Source organism: Streptomyces sp. NPDC093149 (assembly GCF_044754145.1).
Taxonomy (GTDB): Bacteria; Actinomycetota; Actinomycetes; order Streptomycetales; family Streptomycetaceae; genus Streptomyces.
This window is the reverse complement of sequence record NZ_JBIVON010000001.1, coordinates 919396-937129: the sequence shown is the minus strand read 5'-3', so window position 1 is coordinate 937129 and position 17734 is coordinate 919396. Positions and strand designations below refer to the sequence as shown.

Annotated in this window: 18 protein-coding genes; 6 read left to right on the top strand and 12 right to left on the bottom strand. The window is 71.0% G+C overall.

Annotation, left to right across the window (positions count from 1 at the left end; all coding sequences use genetic code 11):
• Positions 1–59: 59 nt before the first annotated feature.
• On the top strand, positions 60–2708 hold the full coding sequence (locus ACIQCZ_RS04490; protein WP_402279639.1) for a discoidin domain-containing protein: 2649 nt from the start codon (positions 60–62) through the stop codon (positions 2706–2708).
• On the opposite strand, the gene ACIQCZ_RS04485 is transcribed toward ACIQCZ_RS04490, so the two are convergent.
• On the bottom strand, positions 2647–3579 hold the full coding sequence (locus ACIQCZ_RS04485) for a DMT family transporter (protein WP_402279636.1): 933 nt from the start codon (positions 3577–3579) through the stop codon (positions 2647–2649). The genes ACIQCZ_RS04490 and ACIQCZ_RS04485 overlap by 62 nt on opposite strands.
• A 39-nt stretch (positions 3580–3618) precedes the next feature.
• Here ACIQCZ_RS04485 and ACIQCZ_RS04480 point away from each other — a divergent pair, with 39 nt between their 5' ends.
• Entirely contained in the window at positions 3619–4233 is a 615-nt protein-coding gene (locus ACIQCZ_RS04480) for a MarR family winged helix-turn-helix transcriptional regulator (protein WP_402279634.1), read from the top strand.
• Here the strand turns inward: ACIQCZ_RS04480 and ACIQCZ_RS04475 are convergent.
• A complete protein-coding gene (locus tag ACIQCZ_RS04475) occupies positions 4203–5354 on the bottom strand; it encodes an IPT/TIG domain-containing protein (RefSeq protein WP_402279631.1) in 1152 nt (383 codons plus the stop codon). The two genes, ACIQCZ_RS04480 and ACIQCZ_RS04475, sit on opposite strands and share 31 nt — an antisense overlap.
• A gap of 259 nt (positions 5355–5613) precedes the next feature.
• Positions 5614–6360 (bottom strand): IPT/TIG domain-containing protein, encoded by a 747-nt coding sequence (locus ACIQCZ_RS04470; RefSeq protein WP_402279628.1) that lies wholly within the window; start codon positions 6358–6360, stop codon positions 5614–5616.
• A gap of 1033 nt (positions 6361–7393) precedes the next feature.
• On the opposite strand from ACIQCZ_RS04470, the gene ACIQCZ_RS04465 reads away from it, so the two are divergent.
• Complete coding sequence (locus ACIQCZ_RS04465) at positions 7394–8128, top strand: carbonic anhydrase (RefSeq protein ID WP_402279625.1); 735 nt, start codon at positions 7394–7396, stop codon at positions 8126–8128.
• 250 nt (positions 8129–8378) lie between these two features.
• Here the strand turns inward: ACIQCZ_RS04465 and ACIQCZ_RS04460 are convergent, their stop codons facing one another.
• The 6 genes from ACIQCZ_RS04460 to ACIQCZ_RS04435 all read right to left on the bottom strand — a co-directional run bounded on the left by ACIQCZ_RS04460 (position 8379) and on the right by ACIQCZ_RS04435 (position 12650).
• The gene (locus ACIQCZ_RS04460; protein ID WP_402279622.1) at positions 8379–8861 is read right to left on the bottom strand and encodes a S26 family signal peptidase; all 483 of its coding nucleotides are present in this window, start codon (positions 8859–8861) and stop codon (positions 8379–8381) included.
• A complete protein-coding gene (locus ACIQCZ_RS04455) occupies positions 8858–10690 on the bottom strand; it encodes an ABC transporter ATP-binding protein (RefSeq protein WP_402279619.1) in 1833 nt (610 codons plus the stop codon). The genes ACIQCZ_RS04460 and ACIQCZ_RS04455 overlap by 4 nt, the downstream gene beginning before the upstream one ends.
• Entirely contained in the window at positions 10687–11241 is a 555-nt protein-coding gene (locus ACIQCZ_RS04450; RefSeq protein WP_402279616.1) for a TlpA family protein disulfide reductase, read from the bottom strand. Before ACIQCZ_RS04450 ends, ACIQCZ_RS04455 begins: the two co-directional genes overlap by 4 nt.
• 15 nt (positions 11242–11256) lie before the next feature.
• The gene (locus tag ACIQCZ_RS04445; RefSeq protein WP_402279613.1) at positions 11257–11790 is read right to left on the bottom strand and encodes a MauE/DoxX family redox-associated membrane protein; all 534 of its coding nucleotides are present in this window, start codon (positions 11788–11790) and stop codon (positions 11257–11259) included.
• A gap of 73 nt (positions 11791–11863) precedes the next feature.
• Positions 11864–12043 (bottom strand): hypothetical protein, encoded by a 180-nt coding sequence (locus tag ACIQCZ_RS04440; protein ID WP_327273156.1) that lies wholly within the window; start codon positions 12041–12043, stop codon positions 11864–11866.
• Between the two features lie 73 nt (positions 12044–12116).
• Positions 12117–12650 carry a peroxiredoxin family protein gene (locus tag ACIQCZ_RS04435; RefSeq protein WP_402279609.1) on the bottom strand — a complete coding sequence of 178 codons (534 nt, stop codon included), beginning with the start codon at positions 12648–12650 and terminating at the stop codon, positions 12117–12119.
• 109 nt (positions 12651–12759) lie between these two features.
• Here ACIQCZ_RS04435 and ACIQCZ_RS04430 point away from each other — a divergent pair, with 109 nt between their 5' ends.
• On the top strand, positions 12760–13557 hold the full coding sequence (locus ACIQCZ_RS04430) for a BTAD domain-containing putative transcriptional regulator (protein WP_402279607.1): 798 nt from the start codon (positions 12760–12762) through the stop codon (positions 13555–13557).
• 98 nt (positions 13558–13655) lie between these two features.
• Positions 13656–14813, top strand: coding sequence for a hypothetical protein (locus tag ACIQCZ_RS04425; protein ID WP_402279604.1), 1158 nt, complete (start codon positions 13656–13658; stop codon positions 14811–14813).
• A gap of 236 nt (positions 14814–15049) precedes the next feature.
• Here the strand turns inward: ACIQCZ_RS04425 and ACIQCZ_RS04420 are convergent, their stop codons facing one another.
• The 3 genes from ACIQCZ_RS04420 to ychF all read right to left on the bottom strand — a co-directional run bounded on the left by ACIQCZ_RS04420 (position 15050) and on the right by ychF (position 16871).
• A complete protein-coding gene (locus tag ACIQCZ_RS04420) occupies positions 15050–15304 on the bottom strand; it encodes a Txe/YoeB family addiction module toxin (RefSeq protein WP_402279601.1) in 255 nt (84 codons plus the stop codon).
• Positions 15301–15582 carry a type II toxin-antitoxin system Phd/YefM family antitoxin gene (locus ACIQCZ_RS04415; RefSeq protein ID WP_402279598.1) on the bottom strand — a complete coding sequence of 94 codons (282 nt, stop codon included), beginning with the start codon at positions 15580–15582 and terminating at the stop codon, positions 15301–15303. The genes ACIQCZ_RS04420 and ACIQCZ_RS04415 overlap by 4 nt, the downstream gene beginning before the upstream one ends.
• 200 nt (positions 15583–15782) lie before the next feature.
• Complete coding sequence (gene ychF, locus ACIQCZ_RS04410; protein WP_376277852.1) at positions 15783–16871, bottom strand: redox-regulated ATPase YchF; 1089 nt, start codon at positions 16869–16871, stop codon at positions 15783–15785.
• 239 nt (positions 16872–17110) lie between these two features.
• On the opposite strand from ychF, the gene ACIQCZ_RS04405 reads away from it, so the two are divergent.
• Positions 17111–17716, top strand: a complete 606-nt coding sequence (locus ACIQCZ_RS04405; RefSeq protein WP_402279596.1) for a DUF6542 domain-containing protein — start codon at positions 17111–17113, stop codon at positions 17714–17716.
• Positions 17717–17734 lie beyond the last annotated feature (18 nt).

The window sequence follows — 17734 nt, the reverse complement described above, 5'->3', positions numbered from 1 at the left end:
CACCCGCGCGCCGCGCGCCGTGCCCCGTCGCCCGGCGCGCGCTTCCCTACCTTCGTACGGTGAGCCTCTCGCGCATCTGTCTCCTCACGTCCCTGACGTCCCTGACGTCTTTGGTCGCGGGCGCCCTGATCGCACCGCTGCCGCCCCTCTCGTACGCGGTCGCTCCCCTCCCGCCCACGTCCACCACCTGCGGCCGGGACACCGACCCCGCCTGGGCCCCGACCTCCACCCGGTTCGGCGGAGCCGACGGCTACGACCCCTACGTCGGCAACGGATATCTGGGACACCGCGTGCCCGCCGCGGGCGCCGGCTATGCCGCGTCGGGCGAGAAGACCGGCTGGCCGCTGTTCACTCCGCGCTACGACGGCGCCTTCGTCGCCGGCCTGTTCGGGCGCGAGAAGGACCTGGTGGCCGGCCGCGAGGTGATCGCCGCGCTGCCCAGCTGGACGACCCTCGACCTGCGCGTGGGCGACGAGACGTACGGCTCCGGCACCCCCACGGCCCGGATCTCGCGCTACCGCCAGACGGTGTTCCTGCGCTGCGGGCTGGTGCGTACGTCACTGCGCTGGACCACGGCCGACGGGCGCGCGACCGACCTCGTCTACGAGGTGCTCGCCGACCGCTCCGACGTGCACACCGGCGCCGTACGGCTGCGCATGACACCGCGCTGGAGCGGTACGGCGACCGTCACCGGCCGCCTGGACCCGCGGGGCGCACGCCGGATCACGCTCAAAGGCGACGGAACGTTCCGGACGCGGGGCACGGGAACGGCCGGCGCGATCGTCCAGACGCTGCGCACCGACGGACCGGGTCCGGCGCGCGGCAGGGCACCGGCACCCGGCACGCCCCGTCCGCACAGCGAGCTCCGGGTGCGCGCCGGGCGCATGTACTCCGTCGAGAAGTACGTCGGAGTCGACACCGCACTGACCTCGTCGGCCCCGCCCGCCGCCGCCCGTGAGGCGTCGGTGCGCGCGGCCCGGCGCGGCTGGTCCGGCGTCCTCGCGGCGAACGCCGCCGCCTGGCGGCGGGCCTGGGCGGCGGACATCTCCGTACCGGACAGTCCCGAGCTGCAGAAGTGGCTGCGGTCGGCGCAGTACGGACTGCTCGCCTCCACCCGGACCGGGTCTCGTGACAGCATCGCTCCGGCCGGTCTGACCAGCGACAACTATGCGGGCATGGTGTTCTGGGACGCCGAGATCTGGATGTATCCGGGGCTGCTCGCCACCCGCCCCGAGTCGGCCCGTCCGGTCGTCGAGTACCGGTACCGCACGCGCGGGGCCGCCCGTGCCAACGCCCAGAAGCTGGGATTCCGGGGGCTGTTCTACCCGTGGACGAGCGCGAGCAGGGGCGACCTCTGGTCCGAGTGCCAGAGCTGGAATCCCCCGCACTGCCTCACCCAGAACCATCTCCAGGGCGATGTCTCGCTCGCCGTCTGGCAGTACTACCTGGCGACCGGGGACCGCGACTGGCTGGCCGGTCACGGGTGGCCACTGCTCTCGGGCATCGCCGACTTCTGGGTCTCGCGGGCCACCGCCGACGACGACGGCAGCTACTCGGTCAAGGAGGTCGCGGGCCCGGACGAATACAGCAACGGTGTCACCGACGGGGTCTTCACCAACGCGGTCGCGGCCACCGCCCTGCGCAACGCCACGCGCGCGGCGCGGCTGCTCGGGCATCCCGCGCCGGCCAAGTGGACACGGGTCGCGGACGGCCTGCGCATCCCGTACGACCCCGAGCGGAAACTCTTCCTTCAGTACGCGGGCTACAACGGCTCGACGATCAAACAGGCCGACGCCGTGCTGCTGATCTACCCGCTGGAGTGGCCGATGGAGCCCGGCGCCGCGGCGGCCACGCTCGACTACTACGCCGTGCGCACCGATCCGGACGGCCCCGCGATGACGGACTCGGTCCATGCGATCGACGCCGCCGCGATCGGGGAGGCCGGCTGTGTGACGTACACCTATCTCCAGCGCTCCGTACGCCCGTTCATGCGCGGCCCGTTCGCCCTCTTCAGCGAGGCCCGGGGCGCGAAGTCCGGCGCGCAGGACCGGTTGTCGGGTCGCCCCGCGGACGATTTCCTCACCGGGAAGGGCGGATTCCTCCAGGTCTTCACGCACGGTCTGACGGGCCTGCGCCTGCGGGAGGACGGGGTGCGCCTCGACCCCCTGCTGCCGCCGCAGCTGGGCAGGGGCGTCACGCTGACGGCCCTGCGGTACCGGGGCAGTACGTACGACGTCGCGATCGGCCCGCTGACGACGACGGTCCGGCTGACCTCCGGTGCCCCGTTCACCGTCCACACCCCCACCGGTCCCCGTCTCCTCACCGGCACGCTGACCCTGCCCACCCGCCGCCCGGACCTCGCCGCGACGACGGACGCGGCCCGTTGCCGCCCGGCGACGGCGACCTCCGAGACGCCCGGCCTGTACGCGGCCGCCGCGGTGGACGGCAGCGCGGCCACGGCGTGGTCCCCGGACGGTGCGACGGGCGCGCTCACGGTGGACCTGGGGCGCACGGCCCCGGTGACCTCGATCGAGCCGGAGTGGACGGACGCCCGCTCGTCCTCGTACCGGCTGGAGACATCGGTGAACGGCACGGACTGGCAGCCCTACCGGTCGGGGGCGACGGCTCGTCGGGTGCGGCTGACGGTCACGTCGGAGGACGCGGAGAAGCCGGTGGGAGTACGGGAGTTGAGGGTCGCGCAGCCGTGACCGACGGCGCCCCGCGCGGTCGCCTCCCGGCCATCGGCCGTCCGAGCAGGATTCCGGCGAGGACCAGGACCGCCCCGCAGAGCTGCCTGGGGGTGAGCGCCTCGCCGGCGAGGGCGGTGCCGAGCAGTACGCCGGTCACCGGGTTGAGCAGTCCGACCAGTCCGACCGTGGCGGCGGGAAGGTGGCGCAGACCCGCGAACCAGGCGGCGAAGGCGAGCGCGGTCGCCACCACGGTGACGTAACCGAACCCGAGGACGGCCGGTCCGTCGAGCGCGGGCGGCGCGCCCTCGACCAGGGCGGCGAGAGGCAGCAGCAGGAGCCCTCCCGCGATCAGCTGCCAGGCGGTCGAGGCGAGTACGTCGACCTCGGCGCCCCACCGCTTGGCCAGGACGTAGCCGAGGGACGACATGAGCATCGCGGCGACGGAGGCGAGCACTCCGCGTACGTCGGTCGACGCCGTCCCGCCGAGCAGCATCAGGCACACCCCTCCCAGTCCGACGGCGGCGCCGGCCAGCGGCAGCAGGCGTGGGCGTTCGGCGAGCAGCGCCCAGGCGATCAGCATCATCACCATCGGCGAGGTCGCCATGACCGTCGACGCGGTGCTGGTCGGCAGCAACTGGGCGGCCACGTAGACGAGGGCGAAGAACCCGCCCATGTTGAGGGCGCCGAGAACGAGGGATTTCCACCACCAGGCACCCCGCGGCCGTTCCCGGCGCACGGCCAGGAGCAGCAGTCCCGCCGGCAGGGCCCTGATCGCGGCTCCGTACAGGGGGTGACCGGCGGGCAGATACGCGTGGGTGACGAAGTAGTTCGTACCCCAGGCAACGGGTGCGATCGCCGTGATCAGGACCCATCGAAAGGTAGCTTCCATGGAAGTTATTATGTCTTCCGAGGAAGCTACAGTGAAGTCATGCGCCCCGACACCACCGGACCCGCCTCCGCGCCCCCTCCCCCGCCGCTCGACCACATCGCCCGTATCCAGTCGGACTGGGCCAGGGAACGACCGGATGTCGACGTGAGCCCTCAGGGGGTGATCGGCCGGCTCCACCGCCTGGCCGGAATGCTCACCGAGCAGCTCTGCGTGGTCTACCGGAGGTTCGGGCTGAGCGAGGGCGAGTTCGATGTGCTGGCCGCCCTGCGCCGCGCGGGCGAGCCGTTCGAACGGGCCCCGGGCGAACTGGCGGTGCACACCATGGTCACGACAGGGGCGATGACCAAGCGGATCGACCGCCTGGAGCGCGACGGCCTCGTCACCCGCCGCCGCTCGGCCGGTGACGGCCGGGGCCGGGTGGTCGCACTCACCCCCGCGGGCCGGGAACTGATCGACCGGGCCTTCACCGAGCACATGCGCAACGAACGCCACCTCCTGGACGCCCTGCCCCCACAGGCGGCGGCACAGCTGGAGGGACTCCTGACCACATGGCTGGGCCACATGGAACCGCCGCACCGCGCGCGCGTCGCGACGGATCAGACGGATCCCGCGCGCCGGACCTCTCAGACCCCGGGCGGGTCGAGTCGGGTGTAGGGAAGGCCGATACTCGTGCCGCCGGGGGTGACGACCCTGACAGTGACCGCCCCCGCCGCCCCGGGCGGCGCCGTGGTGGTCAGTTGGGTGTCGGAGACCACGGTGAAACCGGCGGCCACGGCCGCGAACAGTACCGCGGTGGTGTACGTCAGCCCGATGCCGGTGAGCGTCACGGTTGTTCCGCCTGCCGACGGCCCCTGGGCGGGCGCAAGACCGGTGAGGACCGGGACGCCGAGATAGGAGTAGGCGACGCCGTTGCTGGTGCCACCGGGCGTGGTGACGGTGACCGGGACCGTGCCGGCGACACCGGACGGCACCACCACCCTGATCTCCGTGGCCGAAGTGATGGTGTAGGTGGTCGCCGCCGTCGCACCGAAGCGAACCGCCGTGGCCTGGAGAAGATTCGTACCGGTCAGCGTCACGGAGTTGGCACCGGCCACCTGCCCGGCCCCCGCGCTGATCGCGTTGAGAACCGGTGCGCCGAGGTAGTAGTAGAAGACGGGCTGGGTACTGGTCCCACCGGGAGTGGCGACCGTGACGGCAACCGGACCCGGGCCGCCGGTGGGTGCGGACGCGGTCAGCTGGGTCGGTGAGACGACGGTGAACAAACTCGCCGCGTTCACGCCGAAGCGCACAGAGGTCGCCCCGGTGAAACCGGTCCCTGACAGGGTGACGGTGTTGCCGCCCACGAGTGGCCCCTGGGCCGGAGCCACACCGCCCAGAACCGGACCGGCGACATACGTATAGGGAACCCCGGCGCTGGTGCCGCCCGGAGTGGTGATGGTGACATTGACGGTGCCGGCGGGCGCGGCGGGGGCGATCGCGGTGACCTGCGTCGCGGAGACGGCGATGAACGCGGCTGCGACGGTACCGAAAGCGACCGAGGTGGCACCGGTGAAGCCGGTTCCGGTCAGCGTGACCGTGTTCCCGCCGTCGACCGACCCCTGGTTGGGGGCGACGGAACCGATCGCGGGCGCCGCGAGCACGGGGGTGAAGTCGGCGCCCTCGTCGGTTCCATGGGGCGCGGTCACCGTGGTCCGTACGGTGCCCGCACCGGCCGGGGCGGCCGCGGCCACCGGCGGTTGCGTGACGTGGGGGATTGAGCTGTCGGGGCTCTCCACAGCCGTTCTCCTGTCGGGGTGATGTGGTGGGGGCGTGGTGGACGGGACGCCGCTTCGGAGCATGGCGGCCGGCGCGCCGCCCGGACCTCCTGGCCGGGCGGCGGTGAGCGAGTGACGTCGAGCGGTCCGCCCGCCCGGCCGGGCGCGGAACGTCCCTGGCCGGGCGGACATCACGCGTCCGGAGGCGGCACCGGCGCCGGAACTGTTCCGCCTCGGCGGTCGGTGCCGGTGCCGCGGTCGGTGTCGCAGCCGTGACGGATCAGATGCCGGGACCCGCCACATACGTGAAGGCGCCGACGTCCGTGGCCGTGCCCGCGGGGTTCGACAGACCGACGTCGACCGCGCCGAGGGTGCCCGGCGGGGTGACGGCGGACACCGTCGTCGCGTTGATGACCGAGAACGGTGCCGGCACCGAGTTGAACGTGACCTGACTCGTCGAGGTCAGGTTGGTGCCCGTGATGGTCACCGCGGTCCCGCCGGACGTCGGTCCGGAAGTCGGCGTGAGACCGGTGATGGTCGGAACGTCGATGTAGGTGTACGACAGACCGTTGTTGGTGCCTCCGGCGGTCGTCACACTGACCCCCACCGGTCCGGCCGCCGCACCCGCGGGCACGACGACGCTGATCTGGCTGTCCGACAGCACCGTCGGCGTCGCGGAGTTGGCACCGAAGGACACCGACGTGGCGGTGGACAGGCCGGTGCCGCTGATGACGACGTTGTTGCCGCCCGCGGTGGGTCCCGAGCTCACGCTCAGACCGGACTTGAACGGGGCACCGACGTAGAAGAACGGAAGCGGGTTGCTGGTTCCGCCCGGGGTGGTCACCGTCACGCCGACCTCGCCGGATCCGGCCGGTGAGACCGCGGTGACCTGGGTGGGCGAGACGTTGGTGACTCCGGTGGCCGGCTTGGTACCGAAGAGCACGGCGGTGGTGCCCGTGAGGTTGGTGCCCGTGATGGTGACGGTGGTACCGCCACCGGTGGAGCCCTGGTTCGGGCTGATTGGCATGGTCGTCCTCCGTGTGTGAACTGAACTCTCGAATAAGGGAGTTGGCTCAGAGCCTGGTCCGGGTCAGGCCCCGGGGGCATGACCTGGATCTCCGGGCCACCGCAGGGCCCGGCCGTCCTCTTTCACCTCCTCCTCGGCCCGTCCCGCGGGGTGCCGGGAGCACCCGGGAAGGCGTCAGGAAGTTGCCTGCTCGGGGAAGACACCGTCAGCGGATGTCGCGGCGCGGGGTGCCCGGAGCCGTGATGACCCTGTCGCGGGCCCGCCGCGCGCCGGATGTCGTGGCCGGCCCGCAGCGGGCGCCGCTCCGTACGGGCCGGAACCGTCCCCGCGGTCAGGAACCGATAGCGGTCGCACTGCCCTCGCCGTGCGGTCGAGGCGTTCACATGACCGGTGCGGGCTCGCTCACGGCGGCAACGGCCGCACGCGGGTCGCAGGGTCCGCGGCCAATCCCGTGGCCTCGACGACGAGGTACTCGGTTGTGCGCGGATGGCTCGCGCACCGCTCCCTTGCAGCGGCCGGGGGCTGTCCCATCGGTCCCTGCCAAGCCTGACAGGGGCGACTGGTCGGATCCACGTCCTCTACAGGGGCGCCCATCGCGGTCGTCCGGAGCAAACGATGCCGAGGTCCGTCACGCAGGGACGGGTCGGCGAACAGAACGGTTCCGCGCTCCCCCGGAGAGGGATGGGCGGCCCACCGGTTCGGTTACCCAAGTGACCCATACAAACGAAATATGACTCAAGCATCTTGAAGGCCAATCACCTGAATGGACGAGCGCGCGAGAGGCATACCGTTCAGTGCGCCGGAGGAAGGCGAATCCGCCACCCACCCCACTGCACGCCCCCCGTCTCACGCCGCGCAGGACCCGCCTCGCGCATCAGCCGCCCGCCGTCGCCACCCGGGCCGGCTCTGTGGGCCGTCGTGGCGAAAAAGGCCCGAGCCCGCTTGCGCCTGCCGTCGGGCTTCCGCACCGCACTGAACAATCGCCCTGGTCGAGAAGCATGGACACGTCCCAGCGGACCGAGGGGAACGACCGATGGACAGAGCGGGACATCCGGATCGCAGAGCCCTGCTCGCCGGCGGCCTCGCGGTCGCCTCGGTCACGCTCGCGGGATGCTCGTCGACGAGCGCCACCCCGTTGGCCGCAGACGCTTCGCCGGAAGGGCGGCCCCACACGCCCGTCGCGGCATTCACGAGGCTGATGGACGGCAACAAGCGCTGGGTGAGCGGAGACCTTCGGCATCCCGACCGGGATCCGGACCGGCGCCAGTTCGTGGCCCAGAAGCAGGAACCCTTCGGGTCGGTCCTCTCGTGCATCGACTCCCGGGTGCCACCCGAGCTCCTCTTCGACACCGGGCTGGGTGACCTCTACGTGATGCGCACCGGCGGGGAGGCGGTCGGCCCCGTGGTCACGGGGTCCGTGGAGTACGGACCCATGACGAGCGGTACTCCGCTCGTCGTGGTCCTCGGGCATCAGCGTTGCGGCGCCGTCGCGGCGGCGTACAAGTCCATCCGCGACGGCAAACCGTTGCCGGGAAACCTGGAGGCGATCGCCAAGGCTCTGCGGCCGGCGTACGAGCAGGCGGTCCGGAAAGGCGGTGCGGACCCGGTCGAGACCATGGCTCGCGCCCAGGTCGAGCTGACCGCCGCCGAGCTGCGCTCCAACGAGGATCTGGCCCCGCTCGTGAAGAAAGGCGCCCTTGCCGTGGTCGGCGCCTACTACTCGCTCGACACCGGCAAGGTGGAGGTCCTGGCCGGTGCGCCTTCCTGACCGGCCGGACGCGACGGACGGACGTCTTCCGGCCCGAGGCGCGGGCCGGACCTCGGAAGATCCCCCGCGACGTGTGTCAGAACACCCAGCACCCGCCCAGAACGGAAGCACAGAGCTGCCACCCGAAGCGATGCCGTTCTGACGCGGGCCGCCCCAGTACCGTCCCGGCGCGGTGCGTCCCGGCCCAGTACCGTCGTCCCGGCGCGGTGCGTCCCGGCGCGGTACCGTCCCGGCGCGGTGCGTCCCGGCCTCAGGAAGGAAGCGAAGAAGGCTCACCTGAAGGCGTGGCGGCCCGCAGGCGGAGCAGGACGGTTCCGATGAGCTTGTCCTCGGGGCAGTAGCCCAGCTGTTTGGAGTCCATCGAGCCCGGCCTCTCGCCCAGGAGGACGAGCATGCCCGGCGGCACATGGGTACCGGGGCATCGGCCGGCCCAGTGCGGTACGGGCTCTCCGGCGACGGCGACGATGCGTTTGACGTACCACGAGTCGGGCGCGGTACTCGTGGGGCAGTTCCAGCCGTGTTCGGGGTGGGGTGCGACGACGACGGCCACCCGGCCCGTGGCGACACGGCGTCCGCCACGGAGCATGAGGATCCGGTCGCCCGGCATGAGGGTCGGCGCCATGCTGTACCCGCGGACGGTCACGGCCACCAGCCGCCCACGCGCCAGGAACAGGGCTGCGGCGAGGACGAGGAGTCCTGCGAGTGCGAGGAGCACCGGGGCTGCGGCGGTCACCGGACGGTCTCCTCGTAACCTTCGGCCTGCGTGGTGAAGAGCTCGGCATAGGTGCCGTGGGCGGCCATGAGCTGTTCGTGGGTGCCTGTCTCCTGCACCGTTCCGTCGGCGATGACGACGATGACGTCCGCGGCGCGGACGGTGTTGAGGCGGTGGGAGACGAGGATGCTCGTCGCGCCCCGGCGCAGTGCGGTGAGCCGGTCGTGGACGTGGCGTTCGGCGACCGCGTCGAGGCCCGTGCTGGGTTCGTCGAGGATCATGAGATCCCGTTCGGAACGCATCAGGGCCCGGGCGAGCGCGAGGCGCTGCCACTGGCCGCCCGACAGCTGGACGCCAGGGCTGGTGTCCTCGGTGTCGTCGGGGAAGAACATCCGGCTGAGCATGGTGTCGTACCCCTGTGGGAGGCGGGCGAGGGCGGTGTGGATGTCCGCGTCCGCGGCGGCGGCGTGGATGCGCCCGTGGTCGTGGAGGGATTCGAGGTCACCGAGGCCGATGTTCTCGCCGGCGGTGAGGTCGTACTCCATCGGGTCCTGGAAGACGACGCTGACTCGTCGGCGCAGCTGGTCCGCCGGGAAGTCCTTGAGGTCGATGCCGTCCCAGTGGATGCTGCCCCGCTGCGGGTCGTAGAGGCGGCACAGCAGTTTGACGAGGGTGCTCTTGCCGGCCCCGTTGAGGCCGACGACGGCCAGGCTGGTGCCGTGCGGGATGGTCAGGCTGATTCCGCGCAGGATCCACGGTCCGTCGTCGGTGTAGCGGAACCAGACGTCCCGGAGTTCGAGGCCGTGGCTCAGGGGCGGTGCGGCGATCGGGGCGGCCGGGGCGGGGAGGTCGTCCCGGACCTGGGTGACATGCAGGTAGTGGCTGAACAGCAGGGCCGTCTGGTGGCTTTGGGCGATGCACCCCACCAGGCCGACGAGGGCCGTCTGCATGCCGGCGAGGGCGGCGACGAGGAGGGACACGTCACCGGCGGTGAGGGCGTGGGCGGCTGCCTGGTGCACGCCCCAGACGAGTGCGCCGGTGGAGACGCCGGCTCCGAGGACGGCGAGGGCCGTCTCGTAGGTGGCGAGGCGGCGGTCGAGGCGTTCCTCCTGCTGGTTGATGCTGTCCAGATCGCTACGCATGCGCTGCGCGAAGTAGCCGCCGAGGCCGTAGAGGCGGATCTCCTTCGCCGCTTGAGTGTCGGTGAGGAGCCCTCGGTAGAAGATCTGGCGGCGGGCGAGGTTGCTGGTGCGCCAGAACATGTCCGCGCGGTGCCGGCTGTTGGCCAGGTGGGCGAAGAGGGCCGGAACGGCCGCGGCGACGAGGATGGCGGCCAGGGTGGGGCTCATGAGCAGGAGACTTCCCAGAAAGCCCGCCAGGGTGAGGACTCCCTGCGCGCCCTGGAGTGCTGCGCCGACGAGTCGCTCGGCCCCCTGCGCGCTTTGGATGGCGAGTTGGACGCGGTCGTGGAAGGCGGGCTGTTCGAGCTTGGACAGCCCGCTGAGCCGGTTGACGGCCGTGAGCAGGTCGCTCTGGGCCCGGGTGGAGGTGGCGCGGCGGATGCGGCCGTCGGCGTAGGAGGAGACGGCCGAGGCGGCAGCGAGGAGGACGGTGAGCAGGCCGATGCCGGTCGCGGCCCAGTTGAGGTCCGAGGCGCGGAACTCGTCCGCGGTGAGGCTGTCGACCACGTACTTGAGCAGCCAGGAGGCGGCCACAGGGGCTGCGCCCGCGATGACGACGGTGGCGACGCGGACGGCGAGGGCCCCGGGGCAGGACCGCAGCGTGAGGGCGAGTACGGCGGTGAGACCCCGCAGGAATTCGGCCGTGCGGGAGGTGGACCGCCCGCTCATGCGGTGAGGAGGTCGATCGCGGGCAGGGAGCCATGGCCGATGCCCGTCTCCCGGATGGTCCCGTCGGCGTCGAGGAGGACGAAGGTGGGGTGGTGGCGTACGCCGAAGGTGTCGGCCACGGGGCCGTTCGGGGGTTCGGTGGCGGTGAGTTCGGTGAGCGGGCCGACCGCTTCGAGCAGGGGGCCGGTTTCGGTGGGCTGTCCGTTGATGACGGCGACGAGACGCGCGCCCGACGGGGTGTTCGCCTCGGCCCACCGTCGGATCCCGGGGAGGCTCTCCCTGGTGGGCCCGCAGTCGGGGCGGAGGAAACAGATGAGGGCGGGGTGGCCGGCCAGGGTGGATGAGCCGACCTCGCCCCGGGAGGTGTGCAGGGTGAACGCGGGGGTGTGGTCGCCTTCGCGTACGGCGAGGGCCGGCGGGCCGGGGGCCGCGGCGGCCGGGGCGGGCGCGGCCATCGTGGCGCGCCAGCGTTTGGTGACCGCGAAGGTGAGGAGGGCGTTGACGAGGGTGACCGCAGCGAGAAGGGCGAGGCCGCTGATGGCGTAGCTCACTCTGTGATCGTCCTTTCAGCGTTGGCCGGTGCGGACCGAGAAGAAGAAGGCGAGGTCGTCGGTGAAGACGGCGAACGCGGTGAGATAGACGGCGACGGCGACGGCGAGCGCGAGTGCGGGGGCGTTGAGGGGGGTGGTGGTGCCGTGGACGAGGGCGATGGCGCCGCCGAGCAGGGCGAGAACGGTGAGTGCGGCGTTGCGGGCGACATGCCAGGGGCCCATGGGCACCGTGGTCCGGCTGCCGAAGCAGGGGCAGCCGGCGGAGCTGCCGCTCCGCATGGTGGTGACGGCGACGGCGCTGAATGCCGCGCACATCGCGGCGGCGACGGCCAGGCCCGCGATGAGCGTCCGGGGCAGGGCGAGGAGCGCGGCGGCGATGAGCTCGGCCGCGGGCACCAGGACGGCGAGAGCCGGCCGGGCGGCGGCCGGCAGGTAGGTGAGGTCGCCCAGTGCCGTGGCGAACCGGCGGCGGTCGCGCAGCTTCGCGAGGCCGGCCACGGCCAGCACGCAGATCAGGGTCAGACGGCAGACGAGCAGCAGGTCGGACAAGGGTGACTCCGAAAGAATGGGTCCTGGGCCGGCGGGCACGGGGCGGGCCGCACGCGGCCCGCCCCGTGGTGGTTCAGCAGTAGTCCCAGCTGCCGCAGCTGACCCCGCACGCGCCCGTGTAGCAGCAGCGGCGGCATCGCTGGGCGCTGGTGCTCCACTCGGTCCAGCAGTCCGGCGGGCAGCCCGCCTCGGCCTCGGCCTTGGGCAGAATCCGCTCGATCAGGCGGCCCGCACCGGCCTTGAGTGTGCGCATGATTCTCCTCTTCCTGTGTGGATGGGGTGTGCGTACTCCTCGGTGCGACCGCGGTCCGCGATCGCACCGGGGTTCAGGAGGCCGCCGATACCGGTTCTCGGCCGGCGGCGGAGGGAGCGGCGACGACGCCGTCCTGGTAGCTGAGGATCGTGGGGAAGGCGGGGACGCGCAGGGCGCGGAACAGCGGTGACGCCTCGGGTCCCGGTACCACTTCGTCCGCCGGCCCGACGAGTCGGGCGGTCAGGCTGCTCTCCCCGGCCTCGGCGCCGATCACCAGGGCCAGGACCCGGCCGCCTGCCGCCCGTGCCCGGTCGGCCCGTTCGGTGAAGTCGGGCAGGCTGTCGGTGCAGGACGGGCAGTCGTGGGAGAAGACGCCCAGCAGCAGTTCCCCGGAGCGGAAGTCGTCCTGGGTCAGGGTCCGGCCGCTGAGGGCGGTGGCGGTGAAGTCCGGTAGTCCGTCTCCGGGTTGTGGCCCCTGGGCCGCGAAGTCGTCGCGTCGGCGTACGGCTGCGAGCTCCTGCCAGCGGCGCAGGATGACCATGAGCAGGACGAGGTTGAGCAGGGCGACGGCTCCGACGAGCACCAGACCCGCAATGACGTAAGGCAAGTTGCGACCCCCTGGCCGGTTGCACGGGAGAGCAGTGTGATAGATGAGGCCTGTCGGAAGGATGCCAAGACCTTGCCAGGAACATGACGAGCTGAGCATGATTGCCGCCATGCTTGCCACGGGGTCGCGTTTTCGGGTGCTGGGCAGAGTCGAGTGGTCCGTCGACGGACACCCCAAAGCCATCGGTCGCCGCCGCGAGCGCCTGCTGCTCGGTCTGCTCCTGCTGGAGATGGGCCGGCCCCTCCCGATGGACCGGCTGATCGATCTGCTGTCGGACGAGGACGAACGACCGCGCTCCCGGACCGATCTGTATGTGGACGTCTGTCGGCTGCGGGCGAGCCTTCGCCGGGGCGGGTGCGACGAGTCGGTGCGGCTGGTACGGAGCGGTTCGACGTACGCACTGACCGGCGATCCGCAACTGGTGGATCTGCACCGCTTCACTCAGCTGGTCTACCGGGCTCAGCGGGGCACCGAGCCGCAGGAGGTTTCACGACTCGCCTCGTCCGCCCTGGCCGAGTGGCGGGGGGCGGTGCTGGAGGACGTCGCGTCCGAGCGGACACGCCGAGGCGTCGGCACCGCTTTCGACGAGCTGCTGATCTCGGCGCAACTGCTGCGTGTCGCGGCGGAGTTCAAGCTGCGTAACTACTGGTCGCTCGCCTCGGAGCTCGCACGGCTCACCGAGGACCATCCGGAGCACGAGATGTTCCTGGCCTTCCGTGCGGCCACACTCTACGAGTGCGGCCGTCGCGCGGATGCGCTGCGAGTGCTGTCCTCGGCGCGAACACGAATGACCGCGCGGCTGGGATTGGATCTGAGCCGCGAGCTGCAGGATCTGCGCGAGGCGATCCTGCGGGGCATTCCCGTGGACCGCCGCATCTTCCGCTGTGGCGCCCTGGGCGCCGTGTGACGCACCATCGCATCCCCACCGACCCGGCGCGGTGGGGATGAGCCCGCTGTCCGCGCCGGCCGCGCCGGATTGTCAGTAGCGGCTGCTTTCATGGCGCCATGAGCACTGTGTACGAGACCGCAGCCCTCCTTCCCGACCCCGCCGACCTCCGCGCCCACCTGCGCGCGTTGGCCGTCCTGGACGCCACGATCGGAGGCGATCCTCGGTTCTGCTGCTACACCTTCGACACGGCTTGGGGCCCCGGCGAAGAGGCAGCGCTGATGGAGAACGGCTCGGGGGACGAGTTCTCCGTCCTCTTCACCCCGGCCGGCGTGCTCATACGCGGCTTCGACCACGAGTCGGAGATGAGCCCGTACGCGACGGACGACGAGCAGGTCTGGCCCGGCGTCATCGACGAAGTCCCCGCCGCGCTGCGCCCGCTCCTGGATGAACCCGCCTTCTATGACAAGGGCATCGACGCCCCTCGGGTCACCGTCTGCCTGTGGCGGGAGACCGGCGACACGGCCTGGCGCGCCGGCTCCGCCATCGCCTTCCCGTCCGGCAGCGAGGACACCGACGGCTCCGGTTTCCTCTTCCACCTGCTCACCGACCGCTCCCCCGAGGCGGTCCGGGCCCACTTCGAGGACTACTACGAGCGCCCCATCCCCCTCGACGCCGTCCGCCACGTCCTCGCCGGGCACCCCCTCACTCCTGCGATCGCCGCAACCCTCAACCCGGCCGCGCTCTCGGACAACGCCCTGCTCCGCAGGATCGCCGAACATCCCGAGGCCGCTTCCTACCTGGCCTGCGACGGCGAGTTCGACCTCGCCCGCACCGACCCGATCGAGCCGATCGCCCTGCCCAACGGCCTCCCGGTGGAGCCCATCGCCGGCTGCAACGCGGGCGGCACCCACTACCTCTGCGGCCCGGCCGTCCCCGACGGCCCCCGCCCCGTCCTCTACACGGACTCCGAGGGCCGTGCCTCTCTGATCGCCGAGTCCCTCGCCGAGGCCCTGACCCTCGTCGTCGTCCTCCCGTCCTGGCACGACGCCCTGGCCGGCTTCCGCCCCCCGGCCCTCAGCTCCGACTACCTCGACGACCGCCCGGACCACCCCACGGTCCGCGACCGCCTCCTCACCGCCCTCGGACTGCCTCCGGCCACTGAACGGGAAGTCCTGGACCGCCTCCTCACCACTGCGGCCCGCACCGTCCCCGACGGCTTCCTCCCGTACTGCCCCGATGAGGAGGACTCCTCCTTCGAGTCGATGCTCGCCTGAGGGGTTACCGAACAGCCCTTGGAGCCCGGCGACGACTTCGACCCGCAGGTGGCGGCACGCCGAAAGATTCAGCACGTCTCCGGCGCGGGAACCGGCAAGGGGTCGACTCCCGAAGGAGCCGACCCCTTGCCGCCTGCAAACCTGACAAATCGCACACGTCGCTCGCCCCTCTCCTGTCCACAACACCTGGAGGAGCGGGCCCGCCGCCAGGATGTGCCCCTTCGACAGCGATGCGTCTAGTAGTGATAGCGAGCTGCGAGGATCACGATCTCCTTGTTTGTGACCAGGTAGACGAGGCGGTGCTCATCGTCGATCCGCCTCGACCACGCTCCGGGCAAGTGGTACTTGAGGGGCTCGGGTTTGCCGATTCCTGTGAAGGGGTCACGCTTGACGTCCTCGATGAGCTTGTTGATCCGAGCGAGCATCTTGCGGTCGTTCTTGAGCCAGGACGTGTAGTCCTCCCAGCCCTGATCTTCGAAGACGAGCCTCACTCAGCACCCGCAGCAGGGTCCACCGCGTCCGGATCGATCAACTCGCGCTCCGACACGTTGATGTTGCTCAAGGCGTTCTCATACGCCTTGAGCAGCCGCCGCGCGTTGGCGGGCGAACGCAGCAGGTACGAGCCTTCGCGCAGTGCGGCGTAGTCCTCGGCCGAGACGAGCACGGCGTTGCCGTGCTTGGAGACGATCTCGATGGCCTCGTGATCGTCGTTGACCTTCTTGATCAGCGGAAAGAGAGCCTTGCGGGCTTCGCTCGCGGTTATGGACATGGGCCGACTCCCTACATCAAGTGGTACCGAATAACGTACCACTAGCAGCCTCCCCGAGCCGGATCAATGGGATTACCTGCCATCAAAAGAACCCAGCACCATCCCAGCACGGGAGACAGCATGGGGCCGACTCCGGAAGGAGCCGACCCCATCTGACCTGCATGTCCGACCAGGCCGCCGACGCAGCGCTGCTCATCCGCTCACACGTTGAAGCGGAACTCCACCACGTCCCCGTCCTGCATCACATAGTCCTTGCCCTCCATCCGCGCCTTGCCCTTGGCGCGGGCCTCGGCGACCGAGCCCGTTTCGACCAGGTCCTCGTAGGAGACGATCTCCGCCTTGATGAAGCCCTTCTGGAAGTCGGTGTGGATCACACCGGCCGCCTCGGGGGCCGTGGCGCCCTTCTTGATCGTCCAGGCGCGGGCTTCCTTCGGGCCTGCCGTGAGGTAGGTCTGCAGGCCCAGGGTGTCGAAGCCGACGCGGCCGAGGGTGGCGAGACCGGGCTCCTCCTGGCCCATGGACTGGAGCAGTTCCAGGGCCTCGTCGTCGTCGAGCTCGATCAGCTCGGACTCGATCTTGGCGTTGAGGAAGATGGCCTCGGCGGGGGCGACCAGGGCGCGCTGCTCGTTCTTGAAGTCCTCGTCGACCAGCTCGTCCTCGTCCACGTTGAAGACGTAGAGGAAGGGCTTGGTGGTGAGGAGGTGCAGCTCGTGGAGGAGTTTGCCCTTCTCCGTGCCCGCGGTGATACCGGCGGCGAAGAGGGTCTGGCCGGACTCCAGGATCTTCTGGGCCTCCTCGACCGCGGCGAGGACCGCGACCTTCTCCTTCTGGAGACGGGACTCCTTCGTGAGGCGCGGGACGGCCTTCTCGACGGACTGGAGGTCGGCGAGGATCAGCTCGGTGTTGATCGTCTCGATGTCGTCCTTGGGCGAGACCTTGCCGTCGACGTGAACGACGTTCTCGTCCTTGAAGGCGCGGATGACCTGGCAGATCGCGTCCGACTCACGGATGTTCGCGAGGAACTTGTTGCCCAGACCCTCGCCCTCCGATGCGCCCCGGACGATACCGGCGATGTCGACGAAGTCGACCGTCGCGGGGAGCAGCCGCTGGGAGCCGAAGATCTCCGCCAGCTTGTTCAGACGCGCGTCGGGGACGCCGACGACACCGACGTTCGGCTCGATCGTGGCGAACGGGTAGTTGGCCGCCAGCACGTCGTTCTTGGTCAGGGCGTTGAACAGGGTCGACTTGCCGACATTCGGCAGACCGACGATTCCGATCGTGAGCGACACGTTGGCGACTTCCTGAGGAGTGAGGAGCGGGACGACGGGGTGGTGAGCGGATGGAGAGGCGTCGGCCCGGGTGGGCCGATTCTCCAGTTTACGGGCGGGCGCAACCGGGTAACCACGGGTCCGGTCCGGGTGCCGAATCGGTTCCCGTTCGGCCGTGTGGCATCGAACTCACCCCCAAGGTCACCCAAAGCGCGTGTCCCGCACCCGTTTCGTCCCGTTCGGCGACCTACGTTGTCCCGGTGGAGCAGCACAGGACACGTCCCCCGCAGCGCAGCCGGTCTCGGCAGGCCCCGCTGTCCCCGCAGGGCACCATCGACGAGGCCGCGACCGTCTACCGGGTGGTGGAAACGAAGCCGGAGGGCCGGTCCCGTCGGGTGCCGCCCATCGTTCTCGCGCTGCGCAGGCTGCCCAACCCCCGGCTGACCGGTATCGGCGCCGGGCTCTTCGCCACCGCCGCCATGCTCGTACTGGCGTGCCTGGACCAGCTGATCCTGGACGGTTCGTCTGCCGTGTTCGGCGCGCTGTTCCTGCCGGTCAGCGCGCTCACCGCGCTGTGGGTGCGGCCCGCGGACCTGGTGACCGCGCCGATCATCGTGCCGATCGCGTTCGCCATCGGGGTCATCCCGATCTCCGGTGGCCCGAGCGGCTTCGCGGGCCAGACCATGGCGCTCGTCACCGCACTCGCCGTGCACGCCGGGTGGCTGTACGGCGGCACTCTCGTCGCCGGGCTCATCGCGACCGTACGGAAGGTACGGCTGATGCGTCAGCGCCAGCGGCAGCGCCGGACGCTGCTCGCCGCGCAGACGGCGCGGGCCGCACAGCCGCCCCGCCACCCGCAGCGCTGACCGGGGAAGGAAGGGGGC